The sequence below is a fragment of the Caulobacter segnis ATCC 21756 genome (assembly GCF_000092285.1).
In the GTDB taxonomy this organism is placed as follows: Bacteria; Pseudomonadota; Alphaproteobacteria; order Caulobacterales; family Caulobacteraceae; genus Caulobacter; species Caulobacter segnis.
Genome location: NC_014100.1, coordinates 84,097 through 98,615, shown reverse-complemented (window position 1 = coordinate 98,615; position 14,519 = coordinate 84,097). Strand labels below are relative to the sequence as shown.

The window sequence follows — 14,519 nt, the reverse complement described above, 5'->3', positions numbered from 1 at the left end:
TTACCTTTCTTCGCTAGGTAAGTCGGAAAAATTTTTGAGGAAGCGGCATGAGCGGCGTAAAGATTGACCCAAACCACAGCCTTGCCGCCGCTTACGCCCAGGCCCGCGGGAAGAGCGTCCAGGAACTTTCCCTGGAAGAGCGCGACTATTTGGCTCAGGTCGACGCCGACTGGGCCGTCGAAGACGCGCCGGTTCTGTCGGCGACCGCGGCCGCTGCGTCCCTCGTCGAATTCTGGGATTTCGCGGTCAGCGTGAGAGGCGAGCAACCCGCCGTGCGACTCCGGTCGGCCATCGAAGGCGCGGCTGGTCGAGACCTGCTTGAGATCGTTCAACTCGACCGCCCGTTCCTGGTCGACAGCGTCATGGGCGAGATCACCGAGAGCGGCTTCCGCGTCCGGGCCATGTTCCACCCCGTGGTGGAGATTGACGGTGTCGCCCGCTCGCTGATCCAGGTCCACCTGGACCCGGTGGGCGAAGACCGCGCTGAACTCCTGCTGGAGCAGGTTCGCGAAACCCTGTCCGACGTCCGCCGCGCCGTCGGCGACTTCAAGGCGATGCGCGAACTGATGCATCGTGCGATCGGCGAGCTGTCCGCCACCCACGGCGTCACCAGCGAAGAGGGCCGCCAAGAGGAGCTCGCCTTCCTGCGTTGGCTCGAGGACGACAACTTCGTTTTCCTGGGCGCCCGCGTCTACGAGTACCCGCGCTCGCCGGACGGGAGCTACGCCGCCGAGGAACCCCTCTACGAGGCCGAAGCGGGCCTTGGGGTCCTGAAGGATTCCACGCGGGCGGTGCTGCGCCGGACCCACGAGCCCGCGATCCTGTCGGCGCAACTGCGCCGGCAACTCGAGACGGGGACGCCCGTCGTGGTGGCGAAGTCCAACCTACGCTCGCGCGTTCACCGACGCGGGTTCATGGACTATGTCGGCGTGCGCCGCTACGGCTCGGACGGCAAGCCCTCGGGCGAGGTCCGGTTCGTCGGCCTGTTCACCGCCGAGGCCTATGAGACGCCCGCCAGCGAGGTGCCGCTGATCCGGCATCGGGTGGCGCGGATCATGCGCCGAGCGGCCAAGGCGCCCGGCAGCCACAACGAAAAACGCCTGCGCAACATCCTCGAAACCTGGCCTCGCGACGAGCTGTTTCAGACCAGCGAGGACACGCTGCTGTCCATGGCGCTGGGCGTCCTGCACCTGATCGACCGGCCGCGCGTGCGGCTATTCGCCCGCATGGACCCGTTCGACCGCTTCGCCTCGGTGCTGGTCTACATCCCGCGCGAACGCTTCGACACCGAGGTCTGCGAGCGCGCCGGCGCGATCCTGGCCGACGCCTATGACGGCAAGGTCCTTGAGTACTATCCGGAAATTTCGGACGCGCCCCTGGCCCGCGCCCAGTTCATCATCGAAGTCACGCCGGGCGACCATCCCGAACCAGACCTGGCCCGGGTGGAGTCTCGCATCGCCGACACGGCGCTCACCTGGGAGGATCGCTTCGAGGCGGTGGTCCGCGCGGGCGGCGCGCCGACCGGCGGCGTTCGCGCCCTGCTGGCGAAATATGGTCGCGCCTTCCCTCCGGGCTATCGCGATCAGTATGACGCCCAGGAAGCGCTGCTGGACATCGATGTCATCGAGACGCTGGCGCCCGACACGCAACCGCGCGTGCGCGCCTTCCGCCGGGCTGAGGACGACGCCCGGACCTTCCGTTTCAAGCTCTATCTGCGCGGCGCCGCGGCGCCGCTGGCCGAGGTCCTGCCGATCCTTGAGCGCATGGGCCTGAAGGCGCTGATCGAGGATGGCTTCCGTCTCAGCATCTACGAACTCGACGGCCCGCATTCGGTCTGGGTGCACGAATTCGTTCTGGACGATCCGGCCGGCGAGCACATCGTGTTTGACGAGATCCGGCAGGTCTTCGAAGAGGCCTTCATCGCGATCTGGACGGGCCTCGCCGAAAACGACGGCTTCAACCGGATCGTGCTCGAACTGGCGATCGGCTGGCGCGAGGCGGCCCTGATCCGCGCTCTTGCGCGCTACCGCCAGCAATCGGGCCTCGACCCCAGCCAGCAGGTGCAGGAGGCCGCGCTGCGCGACCATCCAGCGGTCACCCGCCTGATCCTGGACCTCTTCCGCGTCAAGTTTGACCCGGCGATCGCCAGCGACCTGAAGGCCCGTACGGCCCAGGCCAAGGCTGTCGAGGCCAAGATCGTCGAGGCGCTGCAGGCGGTCGAAAGCCTCGACGCCGACCGCGTCCTGCGCCGCCTGGCCGCGCTCGTGGGCGCGATCCAGCGCACGAACTTCTATCAGCCGGCCGCCGATGGCGCGCCCAAGCCCTATATCAGCTTCAAGATCGCCTCCCGCGAACTGGAAGACCTGCCGGCGCCCAAGCCCTTCCGCGAAATCTACGTCTCCGCGCCGCACATCGAGGGCGTTCACCTGCGCTTCGGCCCCGTAGCGCGCGGCGGCCTGCGCTGGTCGGACCGCCGCGACGACTTCCGGACGGAAGTGCTGGGCCTGGTCAAAGCCCAGCAGGTCAAGAACGCGGTGATCGTGCCCGTCGGCTCCAAGGGCGGCTTCTATCCCAAGCAACTGCCGCGCGGCGGCGACCGCGACGCGATCCAGACCGAGGCCATCCGCGCCTATAAGACCTTCCTGTCGGGCCTGCTGGACCTCACCGACAATATCAACGCCGACAACGAGGTCGTGCCGCCCCGCTCGGTGGTCGTCCACGACGATCATGACCCCTATCTGGTCGTGGCCGCGGACAAGGGCACGGCGACGTTCTCCGACATCGCCAACGGCGTTGCCGAGGACTACGGCTTCTGGCTGGGCGACGCCTTCGCCTCCGGCGGCTCGGTCGGCTACGATCACAAGGTCATGGGCATCACCGCTCGCGGCGCCTGGGAGGCGGTCAAGCGCCACTTCCGTGAGCTGGGCAAGGATATCCAGACCGAGCCCTTCACGGTGGTCGGCGTGGGCGACATGTCCGGCGACGTGTTCGGCAACGGCATGCTGCTGTCCAAGCAGACCAAGCTGCTGGCCGCCTTCGACCACCGCCACATCTTCCTGGACCCCAATCCGGACCCGGCCGTGTCGTGGGCCGAGCGCGACCGGATGTTCAAGCTGCCGCGCTCGTCGTGGGAAGACTATGACAAGTCGAAGATTTCGCAGGGCGGCGGCGTCTTCGCCCGCAGCCTGAAGAGCATCCCCCTGTCACCCGAGGTCCGCGCCATGCTGGACCTGAAGGCCGAGGCCGTCTCTCCGGCCGAATTGATGACCGCGATCCTGAAGGCGCGGGCCGAGCTGCTCTATCTCGGCGGCATCGGCACCTATGTGAAGGCCAGGGCCGAGAGCAACGCCGACGCCGGCGACAAGGCCAATGACGCGATCCGCATCAACGGCGCGGACCTGCGGGTCAAGGTGGTCGGCGAAGGCGCGAACCTGGGCCTGACCCAGGCGGGCCGCATCGAGTTCGCCCAGTCTGGCGGCCACGTGAACACCGACGCCATCGACAACTCGGCCGGTGTCGACAGCTCCGACCACGAGGTCAACATCAAGATCCTGACCGGCATCCTGGAGCGCGGCGGCGAACTGACCCGCCCCGACCGCAACACGCTGCTGGCCTCGATGACGGACGACGTGGCCCACCACGTGCTGGAGCACAATTACGACCAGACCCTGGCCCTGACCCTCCTGGAAAGCGACGCGCCCAGCGAGGTCGACGCCCAGATCCGCTACATGGTCGATCTGGAGCAACGCGGCCGCCTGGACCGCCGCGTCGAAGGTCTGCCGACCAATACGGCGTTGCTGGAGCGCAAGGCGGCCGGCAAGGGCCTGACCCGACCGGAACTGGCGGTTCTGCTGGCCTATGGCAAGCTCGACCTGTTCGACGAGATCGTCGCCTCCCAGGCGCCGGACGATCCGTGGTTCGAGGCGACGCTGAAAGGCTACTTCCCCAAGGCGCTCGGCCAGTACGCCGACGCCATGCAGAAGCATCGCCTGAAACGCGAGATCATCGCCACGGTGGTCGACAATCAGATGGTCAACATGTGCGGCCCGACCTTCGCCAGCCGCTTGCAGGCCGCCGCCGGTTCGGACATCTCGGCCGTGGTCTTGGGCTTCACGGCCGCCCGGGAGATCCTGGGGATCGACGCCCTGTGGGCGCAGGTCGGCGCGCTCGACAACAAGGCCTCGGCCGATGGCCAGACCGCGCTCTACAAGGCTCTGGCCTACGCCCTGCGCAGCCTGAGCTTCTGGCTGGCGCGACGGGCGTTCCGCGACAAGTCCAGCGTGAAGGCCCTGGTCGAAGCCTATGGCCCGTCGGTCGCGAAGCTGCGTAGCCAGACGCCGACCATCCTGTCGCCGTTCGAGCAGAAGGCCGTCGCCAAGCGCGCCAAGGCCTATATCGCCGATGGCGCGCCGGAGACGCTGGCCCAGGCCGTGGCGGCGCTGCAGCCGCTGACCACCGCCGCCGACCTGGTCGACCTGGCCAACGCCTCCAGCTGGAGCGTCGAGAACGTCGCCCGCCTGTATCACCAAGTCGGCGCGGCCTTCGGCTTCGATCGCTTGCGGGCCGCGGCCGGCGCCTTCGTCGGCGGGGACAGCTTCGAGCGCCTGGCGGTTCGTCGCCTGATCGAGGACATGCTCGGCGAGCAGGCCGCGATCACCCAGGCGGTGCTGAAGTTCGCCGCCAACGCCCAGGCGGGCGAGGACGAAGCCGGCGCGAAGGCGTCGATCAACTCCTGGGCCGCCCTGCGCGGTGAGCTGCCTCGCACGGTCAAGCGCACGATCGAAGAGATCGAGCAGGCCGGCGGCGGCTGGACCTTCGCCAAGCTGACCATCGCCAACGCCGCCCTGCGCGAGCTGTCGGCCGCCTAGCCCTGAGGTTGCGCTCCACGTCGCGGCGAGGCAGGTTCGCGGCGTGGGGGCTTCTCGGGGGTGGGGATGGACAAGGATCGGATCGTTCTGCTGGACGCTCTGCGGGGTCTCGGCGTCCTGGGCATCCTGCTCTGCAACGCGCCGGACTTCGCGGTCCCGCCGGTCGTCGCCGAATCCGCCAGCCACTGGCCGCACGGAACGGGCCCGGCCACCTTGTCAGTCTGGGTCGTCACCCAGTGGCTGTTTCAGCGCAAGTTCGTGACCCTGTTCGCCATGCTGTTCGGCGTGTCGATCTTCCTGGTCGGCGGCGAGCGTTCGGACAAGGAGCGCGGCGCGATCCTTCGCCGCCGCCTCCTTTGGATGGTGGTCTTCGGCCTGCTGCACGGCTTTGCGATCTGGTACGGCGACGTCCTGCTGAGCTACGCCCTGGCGGGCTTTGCGATCCTGCTCGTGCGCTCCTGGCCGGCCCGCAAGCTGATCCGGACCGGCCTGACGATCTGGACTGTCCTCAGCCTGCTGGCCCTGGTTGGCTTGAGCGTCGCCGCCTTCATGCCGCAGACCGCCGCCGAGCAGACGCTCGAGGCCGCCAAGATGCTGGCCAAGGCCAAGGCGGCCGAGGCGCAGTACGGGGGGAGCTTCGTCCAGTCGCTGGTCCAGAACGCCAAGGACCGTCTGGACTTCCTGCCGGGCGAGCCGATCATCTTCGTGATGACCTCGGCGCTGATGATGCTTGGCCTGGGCGCCTTCAAGGCCGGCGTGCTGACGGGCGAGGCCTCCGACCGCGTCTATCGGCGCCTGCTGGCCTGGGGCCTTCTGGCCTCGGCCCTGGTCGGCGGCCTGTTCATCGCCGAGGCGGTGATGGGCCTGCCGAGGGGCCTGGGCATGGTGTCCGTCGGCGTTCAGTGGATGCTCGCCCCGCCGACGACGCTGGCCTATGTCGCCCTGATGGTGTTCGCCACCCGCTCGAAGGTCTGGTCGGCGATCCCGAGGGCGCTGGCCCCGGTCGGGCAGATGGCCTTCACGAACTATCTGGCCCAGTCGGTGATCATGACCGCGATCTTCTATGGCGGTCGGGGCCTGGGGCTGCATGGCCAGATCGACCGGCCAGGGCTGGCGGCGATCACGGTCGCCATCTGGATCGTGCAGATCCTGTGGTCGCGCTGGTGGCTGGACCGCTTCGCCATGGGTCCGCTGGAGTGGGCCTGGCGGCGGCTCTATCGGGGTCCGAGCCCCCTCCGCAAGCCCGCCGTGGTCGCCGCCTAGACGCTGGCCCTCAAGGCGTCCGCGAAATAGGCCTGGACCTGCTCGAAGAGGTCCGGGCGATAGCGCGCCCGGGGATCATTGGCCTTGTTGTCGTCGAAGGCGTGGGTGGCGTCGGGCAGGAACATCTGGTCGACGGAAAGGCCGTCTCGCGCCAGGCGGTCCAAGGCCAGCTTCGGCGCGCGCCAGCCGACCACCTGATCCTTGCCGGCCAGCACTGACCAGACGGGCGGCGCCTCGCCCCAGCCGTGGCGGGTCGTCAGGGCTGGATAGCCGGCGTAGGGATAGACCAGCAGCGCGCCCTTCACGACCGCTCGCAGGCGCTCGGGCCGGGCGTCGGACACGCGGGTGATCGCCGCCACGCGGCCGCCCAGCGCGTAGGCGTCCATGATCGTCCAGCCGCCATGGCTCCAGCCCGCCAGAAAGATCCGCGAAGCGTCGGCCCACGCCTGGCCCTCCAGCCAGGCCAGCATGGCGAAGACATCGCCCGCCCGCTGCGGTCCGCGCACCCGAAGACCGGTGCAGACCGTCAGCTTGGCGTCGAGACTGGAAACGCCGCGCGGCAGAAACGAGTCGACCACCACGGCCGCCCATCCCGCCGCCACGGCGACTTGCGCATAGACTTCGAGGAACGGCGTCTTGCCGCCGCAGCCGTGCAGGATCAGCGCCACCGGGAAGGGACCGGGCCCTTCCGGCTTGAACACGCGGGAGTGGCGGGCGAGCTGTTCGCCCCAGGCGGCGCCGTCCATTTTCACCTCTTGAGGTCTAGTGCCTGAACACCCGCACGCCGGTGAAGGCCATGGCCAGGCCCAGCTTGTCGGCCGCCTCGATCACCTCGGCGTCGCGCATCGAGCCGCCCGGCTGGATGATCGCGGTCGCCCCGGCCTCGGCGGCCTGGATCAAGCCGTCGGCGAACGGGAAGAAGGCTTCCGAGGCGCAGGCGCAGCCCTTCAGATCAAGGCCGAAATCGGCCGCGCGCAGGGCCGCGATCCGGGCGCTGTCCTTGCGGTTCATCTGGCCGGCGCCGACGCCCAGGGTCTGGCCGGCGCGGGCGTAGACGATGGCGTTCGACTTGACGTGCTTGCCGACGGTGAAGGCGAACAGCATGTCGCGCACCTCCTCGTCGGTCGGCTGGCGCTTCGTCACGATCTTCAGGTCCGAGGCCTTGATGCGGGCGTCGTCGCGCGACTGCACCAGGAAGCCGCCGGCCACGCTCTTGAAGGTGTCGCCGGTCGACAGCGGGTCGGGCAGGCCGCCGGTGACCAAGAGGCGCAGGTTCTTCTTGGCCGCGAAGACGGCCACGGCGTCCTCGTCGGCCTCGGGGGCGATCACCACCTCGGTGAAGATCTCGACCATCGCTTCCGCGGCCTCGCGGGTCAGGCGCGTGTTCACCGCCACGATGCCGCCGAAGGCCGAGGTCGGGTCGCAGGCCAGGGCCCGCTCATAGGCCTCGCGCTGGGTCGAACCGACCGCCACGCCGCAGGGGTTGGCGTGCTTGATGATCGCCACGGCCGGGCCCTGGGCCGGGTCGAACTCGGCGATCAACTCGAAGGCCGCGTCGGTGTCGTTGATGTTGTTGTAGCTGAGCTCCTTGCCCTGTAGCTGGGTGGCCGTGGCCACGCCGGGACGCGGGTTCGGGAAGGTGTAGAAGGCGGCCTTCTGGTGCGGGTTCTCGCCGTAGCGCATGGTTTGGCGCAACTCGCCGGCGATGCTCTTGCGGGCCGGGAAGTCCTGGCCCAGGGCTTCCGCGAACCAGGCCGAGATCGCCGCGTCATAGGCCGCCGTGCGGGCGTAGGCGCGGGCCGCCAGGGTCTGGCGCAGAGCGAGGGTCGTCCCGCCGGCCTTCAGGGCCTCCAGCACTTCGGCGAGATCGGCCGGATCGGTGCAGACGGCGACATAGCCGTGGTTCTTGGCCGCCGAGCGGATCATGGCCGGGCCGCCGATGTCGATGTTCTCGACGCATTCGGCGTAGCTGCCGCCCTTCGCGACGGTCGCCTCGAACGGATAGAGGTTCACATAGAGGATATCGATGCCGCCGATGCCGTGGTCGGCCATGGCTTTCGCGTGATCGGCGGCGTCGCGCACGCCCAGCAGGCCGCCGTGCACCACCGGGTGCAGGGTCTTGACCCGGCCGTCCATCATCTCGGGGAAGCCCGTCAGGTCCGAGACGTCCTTGACCGGGATGCCGGCCGCGGCGATCGCGGCCTTGGTGCCGCCGGTCGAGACCAGCTCGACGCCCGCTTCGTGCAGGGCCTTGGCGGCCTCGACCAGACCGGTCTTGTCGGAGACCGACAGCAGGGCGCGCTTGGGGGCGACGAGATCGGGGGCGGACGGATAGTCGGGGGCGGCGGGCAAGGCGGACTCCAGGTTTCGTGATCGGAAATGGGAGCCCAGGCGCGCGGCTTATGCGATCGAGCTCCCCGGTGGTTTCCCACCTTCAACGCCAGTCACTCGAACGCGGCGGAAAATACGGGGGCGGGCGGGGGAGTCAATGCGGCGGCTCCAGACACAACCCCGCCGCTTCACGCGGCTGGGCCGCTGAAGGGATAGAAGGGACGCGGAGCGCCGGACATCCGTCCGGAGGTTTGAAGTGTGTGTACCGTTTCGACGAAGCCAGACGCTCCGCGCGGCCGTTATCCGGTGAGCCCTCGACTCGCGGGGTTTTAACCCGCTTCCGAAAGAGGCCCCCGACTGGCGGGCCGGGGCGACGACCCCGGTCCCGGAACGCCCGGGCGATTTCAGCCCAGGCCTGACGCGCCGCCGAAGTCTCCGCCGCCAGGGCTTCGTCCCGATGTTTCAGGGAGCCTGCCGCTGGACCGCCGCGAAGACGCCTTCCCCAAGCTAAGGAAGACCGGCGAGCGCTTCCCGCTCGACCACCCCCGACAGCCGTCACGATCGCCGGCCGGACGTCCCTTCCGCGCTATCGGGTGAGGACAAGTATGGACGGGGTTTCGACGCGGATGATCCAGCGGCGTGTAAAAGTGATAAGTGATTGAAATCGTTCGGTTCGATTCCGGATACCCGGATCATACAGCGCAGCGAACGCTCGTACTTGCCCCCTCCGCCTTGCCCCCTCCGCGCTGACGCGCTCCTCCCCCGGAGGGGGAAGAAGGCCCGCGTCTCCTTCCGCCCCCTCCGGGGGCGGAAGGAGACGCGCAGCGTGGTCAGGTGGGGGCCCACGGCGCTGACAAGTGACCCAAAACGGCGGAAAACAGACACGGAATAGTTCGTGAAATTGTCTTCCACCCCTTATAGGAGTTCGGCTTCCGAGCCTCGTCCAAACTCTACCAGGTGACTTGATGCACGACCGCGCCGGCCTTCGCGCTCTTCCCGAAGATCTTGTCGATCTCGACGCGCTGATCGGCGCCTATTTCGAGATCAAGCCGGACGTCTCCAATCCCGCGCAGAAGGTCGTGTTCGGCACCTCGGGCCACCGGGGCTCGAGCCTGGACGGCGCCTTCAACGAGGCCCACATCCTGGCCGTCACCCAGGCGATCGTCGAATACCGCGCCGCCCAGGGCGTGACCGGCCCGCTGTTCGTCGGCCGCGACACCCACGGCCTGTCCGAGCCCGCCTGGCGCTCGGTGCTGGAGGTCCTGGCCGGCAACGGCGTCGAAACCCTCGTCGACTCCCGCGACGGCTTCACCCCGACCCCGGCGGTGTCTCACGCCATCCTGACCCACAACCGCCAAGGCGGCGCGCAAGCCGACGGCCTGCTGCTGACGCCCTCGCACAATCCGCCCCGCGATGGCGGCATCAAGTACAACCCGCCGTCCGGCGGCCCGGCCGGTTCGGACGCCACCTCGGCCATCGCCGCCCGCGCCAATGAGCTGCTCGCGCAGGGCCTGGCGGGCGTGAAGCGCGTTTCGTTCGAGACCGCCCGCAAGGCCGTCGGCGACTACGACTTTCTCGGTCGCTATGTCGACGACCTGCCGGCGGTGATCGACATCGCCGCGATCCGCGCGGCCAAGGTGCGGATCGGCGCCGACCCGCTGGGCGGCGCGGCCGTCGCCTATTGGGGCGCGATCGCCGAGCGCCACGGCCTGGACCTGACCGTGGTCAACGACGCCGTCGACCCGCGCTGGGCGTTCATGCCGCTCGACACCGACGGCAAGATCCGCATGGACTGCTCGTCCTCAAGCGCCATGGCGAACCTGATCGGGATCATGAAAGGCGGCGCGGCCTATGACGTCGCGACCGGCAACGACGCCGACGCCGACCGCCACGGAATCGTCACCCCCGACGGCGGGCTGATGAACCCCAACCACTACCTGGCCGCGGCGATCTCGTACTTGTTCAGCCATCGTCCCGGCTGGGGCGCGGACACGGCGGTCGGCAAGACCCTGGTCTCGTCCTCGATGATCGACCGCGTGGTCGCGGGGATGGGCCGCCGCCTGCTCGAGGTGCCGGTCGGCTTCAAGTACTTCGTGCCGGGCCTCTTGGACGGATCGGTCGGCTTCGGCGGCGAGGAGTCGGCGGGCGCGGCCTTCCTGCGCCACGACGGCGGGGTGTGGACCACCGACAAGGACGGCGTCCAGCTGGCCCTGCTGGCCGCCGAGATCCAGGCGGTGACGGGAAAGAGCGCCAGCCAGCTCTACGCCGGCCTGACCGACCAGTACGGCGCGCCGGCCTATGCCCGCGTCGACGCCCCGGCCAGCCGCGAGGAGAAGGCGCGCCTCGCCAAGCTCAGCCCCAGCGACGTCTCGGCCAAGACCCTGGCCGGCGAGGCGATCACCGACATCCTCACCGCCGCCCCCGGCAACGGCGAGGCGATCGGCGGCCTGAAGGTCTGCACGAAGAACGCCTGGTTCGCCGCGCGGCCCTCCGGCACCGAGGACGTCTACAAGGTCTACGCGGAGTCGTTCCTGGGCGCTGATCACCTCAAGCAGGTCCAGGCCGAGGCGCGCGAGGTGGTGGCGGGGGCGCTGAAGGGGTAGCCCCGCACTAGCCCTTCGCCGCGTCAGCGCTTATACCGCCCCGCATGTTTGAAGGCCTCTCCCCCCTCGCCCGTGACGCCCGCTCCTGGCCCTTCGAGCAGGCGCGCGCCACGATCGCCCGCGTCCTGCGCGTGCGCCTCCCCGACCGCGCCGACCAGGAAGCCGCCAAGGCCCTGATCGACGCCGGCAAGACCGACGAGGCGGTGAAAGCCTATCCGGCCCTCTCCAAGGCCGTGATCTTCGAGACCGGTTACGGGCCGTCGGGCCTGCCGCACCTGGGCACCTTCGGCGAGGTCGCGCGCACCACGATGGTGCGCAGCGCCTTCCGCGCCCTGACCGACGAGGCGATCCCGACCCGCCTCATCGCCTTCAGCGACGACATGGACGGCCTGCGCAAGGTTCCCGAGAATATCGAGAACAAGCAGCCGCTGATCGAGGACCTGGGCAAGCCGCTGACCGTCGTCCGCGACCCCTTCGGCACCCACGACAGCTTCGGCGCCCACAACAACGCCCGCCTGCGCGCGTTCCTGGACGGCTTCGGCTTCGAGTACGAGTTCGTCAGCTCGACCGACTGCTACAAGGGCGGGATGTTCGACGCGACCCTGCTGACCGCCCTGGAGCGCTTCGACGCGATCCAGAAGGTCATGCTGCCGACCCTGGGCGAGGAGCGCCGCGCGACCTATTCGCCGTTCCTGCCGATCAGCCCGACCACCGGCCGGGTGCTGCAGGTCCCGACCCTGGAGCGCAACGTCGAGAAGGGCACGATCGTCTTCCAGGACGAGGACGGCCGCAACGTCGAGGTCCCGGTCACCGGCGGCCACGTGAAGATGCAGTGGAAGCCCGACTGGGCCATGCGCTGGACGGCCCTGGGCGTCGACTACGAGATGTCGGGCAAGGACCTGATCGACTCGGTCAAGGCCTCGGGCGCGATCTGCAAGGCGCTGGGCGGGGTTCCGCCGGAGGGCTTCAACTACGAGCTCTTCCTGGACGAGAACAACCAGAAGATCTCCAAGTCCAAGGGCAACGGCCTGTCGATGGAGGACTGGCTGCGGTACGGCGCGCCCGAGAGCCTGTCGTACTACATGTTCCAGAGCCCCAAGTCGGCCAAGAAGCTCTATTTCGACGTCATCCCCAAGGCGACGGACGAGTACCTGCAGCAGCTGGACGCCTATCCGCGCCAGGAGCCGGCCAAGCAGCTCGATAACCCGGTGTGGCACGTCCACACGGGCCGTCCGCCCCAGCACGGTTCGCCGGTGTCGTTCAGCCTGATGCTGAACCTGGTGTCGGCCGCCGACGCCTCGACCAAGGAGATCCTCTGGGGCTTCCTGTCGCGCTACATCCCGGGCGCGACGCCGGAGAGCCAGCCGCTGCTGGACCGGCTGGCCGGCTACGCGATCAACTACTACGAGGACTTCGTGAAGCCCTCGAAGGTGTTCCGCGCGCCCAGCGACCAGGAACGCGCCGCCATGCTGGACCTCCTGGCCAAGCTGAAGGCCATGCCGGCCGACGCGCAGGACGCCGAGCTGATCCAGAACGAAGTGTTCGAGGTGGGCAAGACCCACGGCTTCGACCCGCTGCGCGCCTGGTTCCAGGCCCTCTACGAGGTGCTGCTGGGTCAAAGCCAGGGACCCCGCTTCGGCTCGTTCGCGGCGATCTTCGGCGTCGACCGCACGATCGCGCTGATCGAGGAGAAGTTGGGCTAGAGGTATTGGTGCGGCGGAAACGCGCAGCGACACCTTGCCAGGCAGATGAACGACACCTGAATTCGGTATTAAGGGTCTGACCACCTTTGTGAGTCTAAGGTCCGATCTTCAGGACCAGAACAGTCTTCAAGGTCAGACCAATGGCTTCGTTCACTCTCCGCCCCACCGACCGCCGGGAATTCGATTCTCTGCTCGGCGGCATCGTCCAGCAGTTCCCCGACGCCCGCGTCGAGGCCGCGCACAACGACACGTGGCAATCGTACCGCGTCGACGTGTCGTGCGCCGATCCGGCCGCCGGCCCGCTGATCGCCTGGCTGCTCGACACCCACGGCGACTGCCCGCGCACGTAAAGGCGTCCTCTGAGGCCGCCTACTGGCTGGCCCAGACGATCCGCGCGATCCAGGCGACCTCGTCCCGCGACAGCAGGCGGTCGCTCTCGCGCCCCAGAGCCAGGAGCTCGATCGTCCTGGCCGTGACCCGGCCCAGCTCCCGCACCAGCACCTCGCCCGCATGGGTCCGCGCCACCACGCGATCGCCCTTGCGCGGCTCGACCGTGGGCGAGACCAAGAGCCGGTCGCCATCGCGATAGACCGGCGCCAGCGTTTCCCCCGACACCTCCAGGGCGAACAGGCCCTGGCCGAGATCCGGCGCGGCGACCTCGTCCCAGCCCGATCCCACCGGCATGCCCGCCGCGTCGAAGAAGCCCTCCTGCCCGGCCTGCGCAAGGCCGATGAGCGGCGCGCCCCGCTTGCCCCCTGCTCCCGCCCCCGGCGACTGCTCGGTCAGGGCGGCGAATTCCGAGAAATTGACGCCCGTGGCCTCCAGCAGCTTGGCCAGGCTTTCGGTCGAGGGCCAACGCGCCCGGCCGTCAGCCTCCGTCGAGCCGCGCTTGGAGCGATTGAAGCTGGTGGGGTCCAGGCCCGCCATCCGGGCCATGGCCGACGGCGTCATGTCGAAGCGATCGGCCAGGGCGTCGATGGCCCGCCAGATTTCACCGTGAGAGAGGGTCGCCATGAGGCGTCTCCTTTAACGGGCGCGGCCTTCCTTCTGAAAATACGCCTTCAGCCCTAGGAAAGTAAACCTATCCGTACGGTGCAGATTGACGTTTACGTAAGCGTTGACGCTTCCCCGAGATCGGGTTTAGGGTGATCGTCGATAACTAAGCGGCCCGGCCGCAGTAGCCAGGCCCTCTTCATTGGGAGGTTTAAACCATGGCCGACCTGCGTCGCCCCGAGCGGACATTCACGATCCGCCAGCTCTGCAACGAATTCAAAGCCACGCCGCGCGCCCTGCGCTTCTACGAGGACAAGGGCTTGCTCAATCCCGCGCGCGAGGGGCTGAACCGCGTCTACTCCCACAAGGACCGCGTCCGCCTGCAGCTGATCCTGCGCGGCAAGCGCGTGGGCCTGTCGCTGTCGGAAATCCGCGAGCTGCTGGACCTCTACGACGAGAACGATCAAGGCGCGGCCCAGATGGCGCGCTCGCTGAAGAAGTTCCGCGAACGCGCCACGGCCCTGGAGCAACAGCGCGACGACATCGACAACGCCCTGGTCGAGCTGCGCGAGGCCTGTGATCGCCTCGAGCGTCGCCTGGCCGAGATCCGCCCCGACCTGCTGCCCCGCGCGGCCGACTACGAGCAGGTGCTGCGCGCCCGCCTGGACGGTCACGCCGAGGCCATGCTGGGCAAGTAAGACCAACGCGGCGCCGTCCTTCGACAAGACCCGTCGGGACGGCGGCGCCGCTCACCTTTC

At 68.6% G+C, this 14,519-nt stretch carries 9 protein-coding genes and 1 riboswitch; of the genes, 6 read left to right on the top strand and 3 right to left on the bottom strand.

Annotated features, from left to right (window positions below):
* Nucleotides 1–47 precede the first annotated feature (47 nt).
* Together CSEG_RS00435 and CSEG_RS00430 are read left to right on the top strand one after the other, a co-directional pair.
* Nucleotides 48–4,868, top strand: coding sequence for an NAD-glutamate dehydrogenase (locus CSEG_RS00435; RefSeq protein WP_013077286.1), 4,821 nt, complete (start codon nt 48–50; stop codon nt 4,866–4,868).
* Between the two features lie 66 nt (nt 4,869–4,934).
* Nucleotides 4,935–6,131: a DUF418 domain-containing protein gene (locus tag CSEG_RS00430; RefSeq protein ID WP_013077285.1), complete on the top strand. Its 1,197-nt coding sequence runs from the start codon at nt 4,935–4,937 to the stop codon at nt 6,129–6,131.
* Here the strand turns inward: CSEG_RS00430 and CSEG_RS00425 are convergent.
* Both CSEG_RS00425 and purH read right to left on the bottom strand, forming a co-directional pair.
* A complete protein-coding gene (locus CSEG_RS00425) occupies nt 6,128–6,877 on the bottom strand; it encodes a dienelactone hydrolase family protein (protein ID WP_013077284.1) in 750 nt (249 codons plus the stop codon). The two genes, CSEG_RS00430 and CSEG_RS00425, sit on opposite strands and share 4 nt — an antisense overlap.
* 16 nt (nt 6,878–6,893) lie before the next feature.
* On the bottom strand, nt 6,894–8,483 hold the full coding sequence (gene purH, locus CSEG_RS00420) for a bifunctional phosphoribosylaminoimidazolecarboxamide formyltransferase/IMP cyclohydrolase (RefSeq protein WP_013077283.1): 1,590 nt from the start codon (nt 8,481–8,483) through the stop codon (nt 6,894–6,896).
* A 26-nt stretch (nt 8,484–8,509) separates the two neighbouring features.
* Nucleotides 8,510–8,589, bottom strand: a riboswitch (ZMP/ZTP riboswitch).
* Between the two features lie 835 nt (nt 8,590–9,424).
* Between purH and pgm the strand changes: the two genes are divergently transcribed.
* The 3 genes from pgm to CSEG_RS00405 all read left to right on the top strand — a co-directional run bounded on the left by pgm (nt 9,425) and on the right by CSEG_RS00405 (nt 13,118).
* On the top strand, nt 9,425–11,065 hold the full coding sequence (pgm, locus tag CSEG_RS00415) for a phosphoglucomutase (alpha-D-glucose-1,6-bisphosphate-dependent) (RefSeq protein ID WP_193852709.1): 1,641 nt from the start codon (nt 9,425–9,427) through the stop codon (nt 11,063–11,065).
* A gap of 44 nt (nt 11,066–11,109) precedes the next feature.
* The gene (locus tag CSEG_RS00410) at nt 11,110–12,768 is read left to right on the top strand and encodes a lysine--tRNA ligase (RefSeq protein ID WP_013077281.1); all 1,659 of its coding nucleotides are present in this window, start codon (nt 11,110–11,112) and stop codon (nt 12,766–12,768) included.
* A gap of 140 nt (nt 12,769–12,908) precedes the next feature.
* On the top strand, nt 12,909–13,118 hold the full coding sequence (locus CSEG_RS00405) for a hypothetical protein (RefSeq protein WP_013077280.1): 210 nt from the start codon (nt 12,909–12,911) through the stop codon (nt 13,116–13,118).
* A gap of 19 nt (nt 13,119–13,137) precedes the next feature.
* Here CSEG_RS00405 and CSEG_RS00400 read toward each other — a convergent pair whose 3' ends face one another.
* Nucleotides 13,138–13,782 (bottom strand): S24 family peptidase, encoded by a 645-nt coding sequence (locus tag CSEG_RS00400; protein ID WP_013077279.1) that lies wholly within the window; start codon nt 13,780–13,782, stop codon nt 13,138–13,140.
* A 197-nt stretch (nt 13,783–13,979) separates the two neighbouring features.
* Here CSEG_RS00400 and CSEG_RS00395 point away from each other — a divergent pair, with 197 nt between their 5' ends.
* The gene (locus tag CSEG_RS00395; protein WP_013077278.1) at nt 13,980–14,459 is read left to right on the top strand and encodes a MerR family transcriptional regulator; all 480 of its coding nucleotides are present in this window, start codon (nt 13,980–13,982) and stop codon (nt 14,457–14,459) included.
* Nucleotides 14,460–14,519 lie beyond the last annotated feature (60 nt).

Coding starts and splice junctions, on each gene's coding strand:
- CSEG_RS00435 (WP_013077286.1), top strand. CDS start 48: ATGAGCGGCGTAAAGATTGACCCAAACCACAGCCTTGCCGCCGCTTAC.
- CSEG_RS00430 (WP_013077285.1), top strand. CDS start 4,935: ATGGACAAGGATCGGATCGTTCTGCTGGACGCTCTGCGGGGTCTCGGC.
- CSEG_RS00425 (WP_013077284.1), bottom strand. CDS start 6,877: ATGGACGGCGCCGCCTGGGGCGAACAGCTCGCCCGCCACTCCCGCGTG.
- CSEG_RS00410 (WP_013077281.1), top strand. CDS start 11,110: ATGTTTGAAGGCCTCTCCCCCCTCGCCCGTGACGCCCGCTCCTGGCCC.
- CSEG_RS00405 (WP_013077280.1), top strand. CDS start 12,909: ATGGCTTCGTTCACTCTCCGCCCCACCGACCGCCGGGAATTCGATTCT.
- CSEG_RS00400 (WP_013077279.1), bottom strand. CDS start 13,782: ATGGCGACCCTCTCTCACGGTGAAATCTGGCGGGCCATCGACGCCCTG.
- CSEG_RS00395 (WP_013077278.1), top strand. CDS start 13,980: ATGGCCGACCTGCGTCGCCCCGAGCGGACATTCACGATCCGCCAGCTC.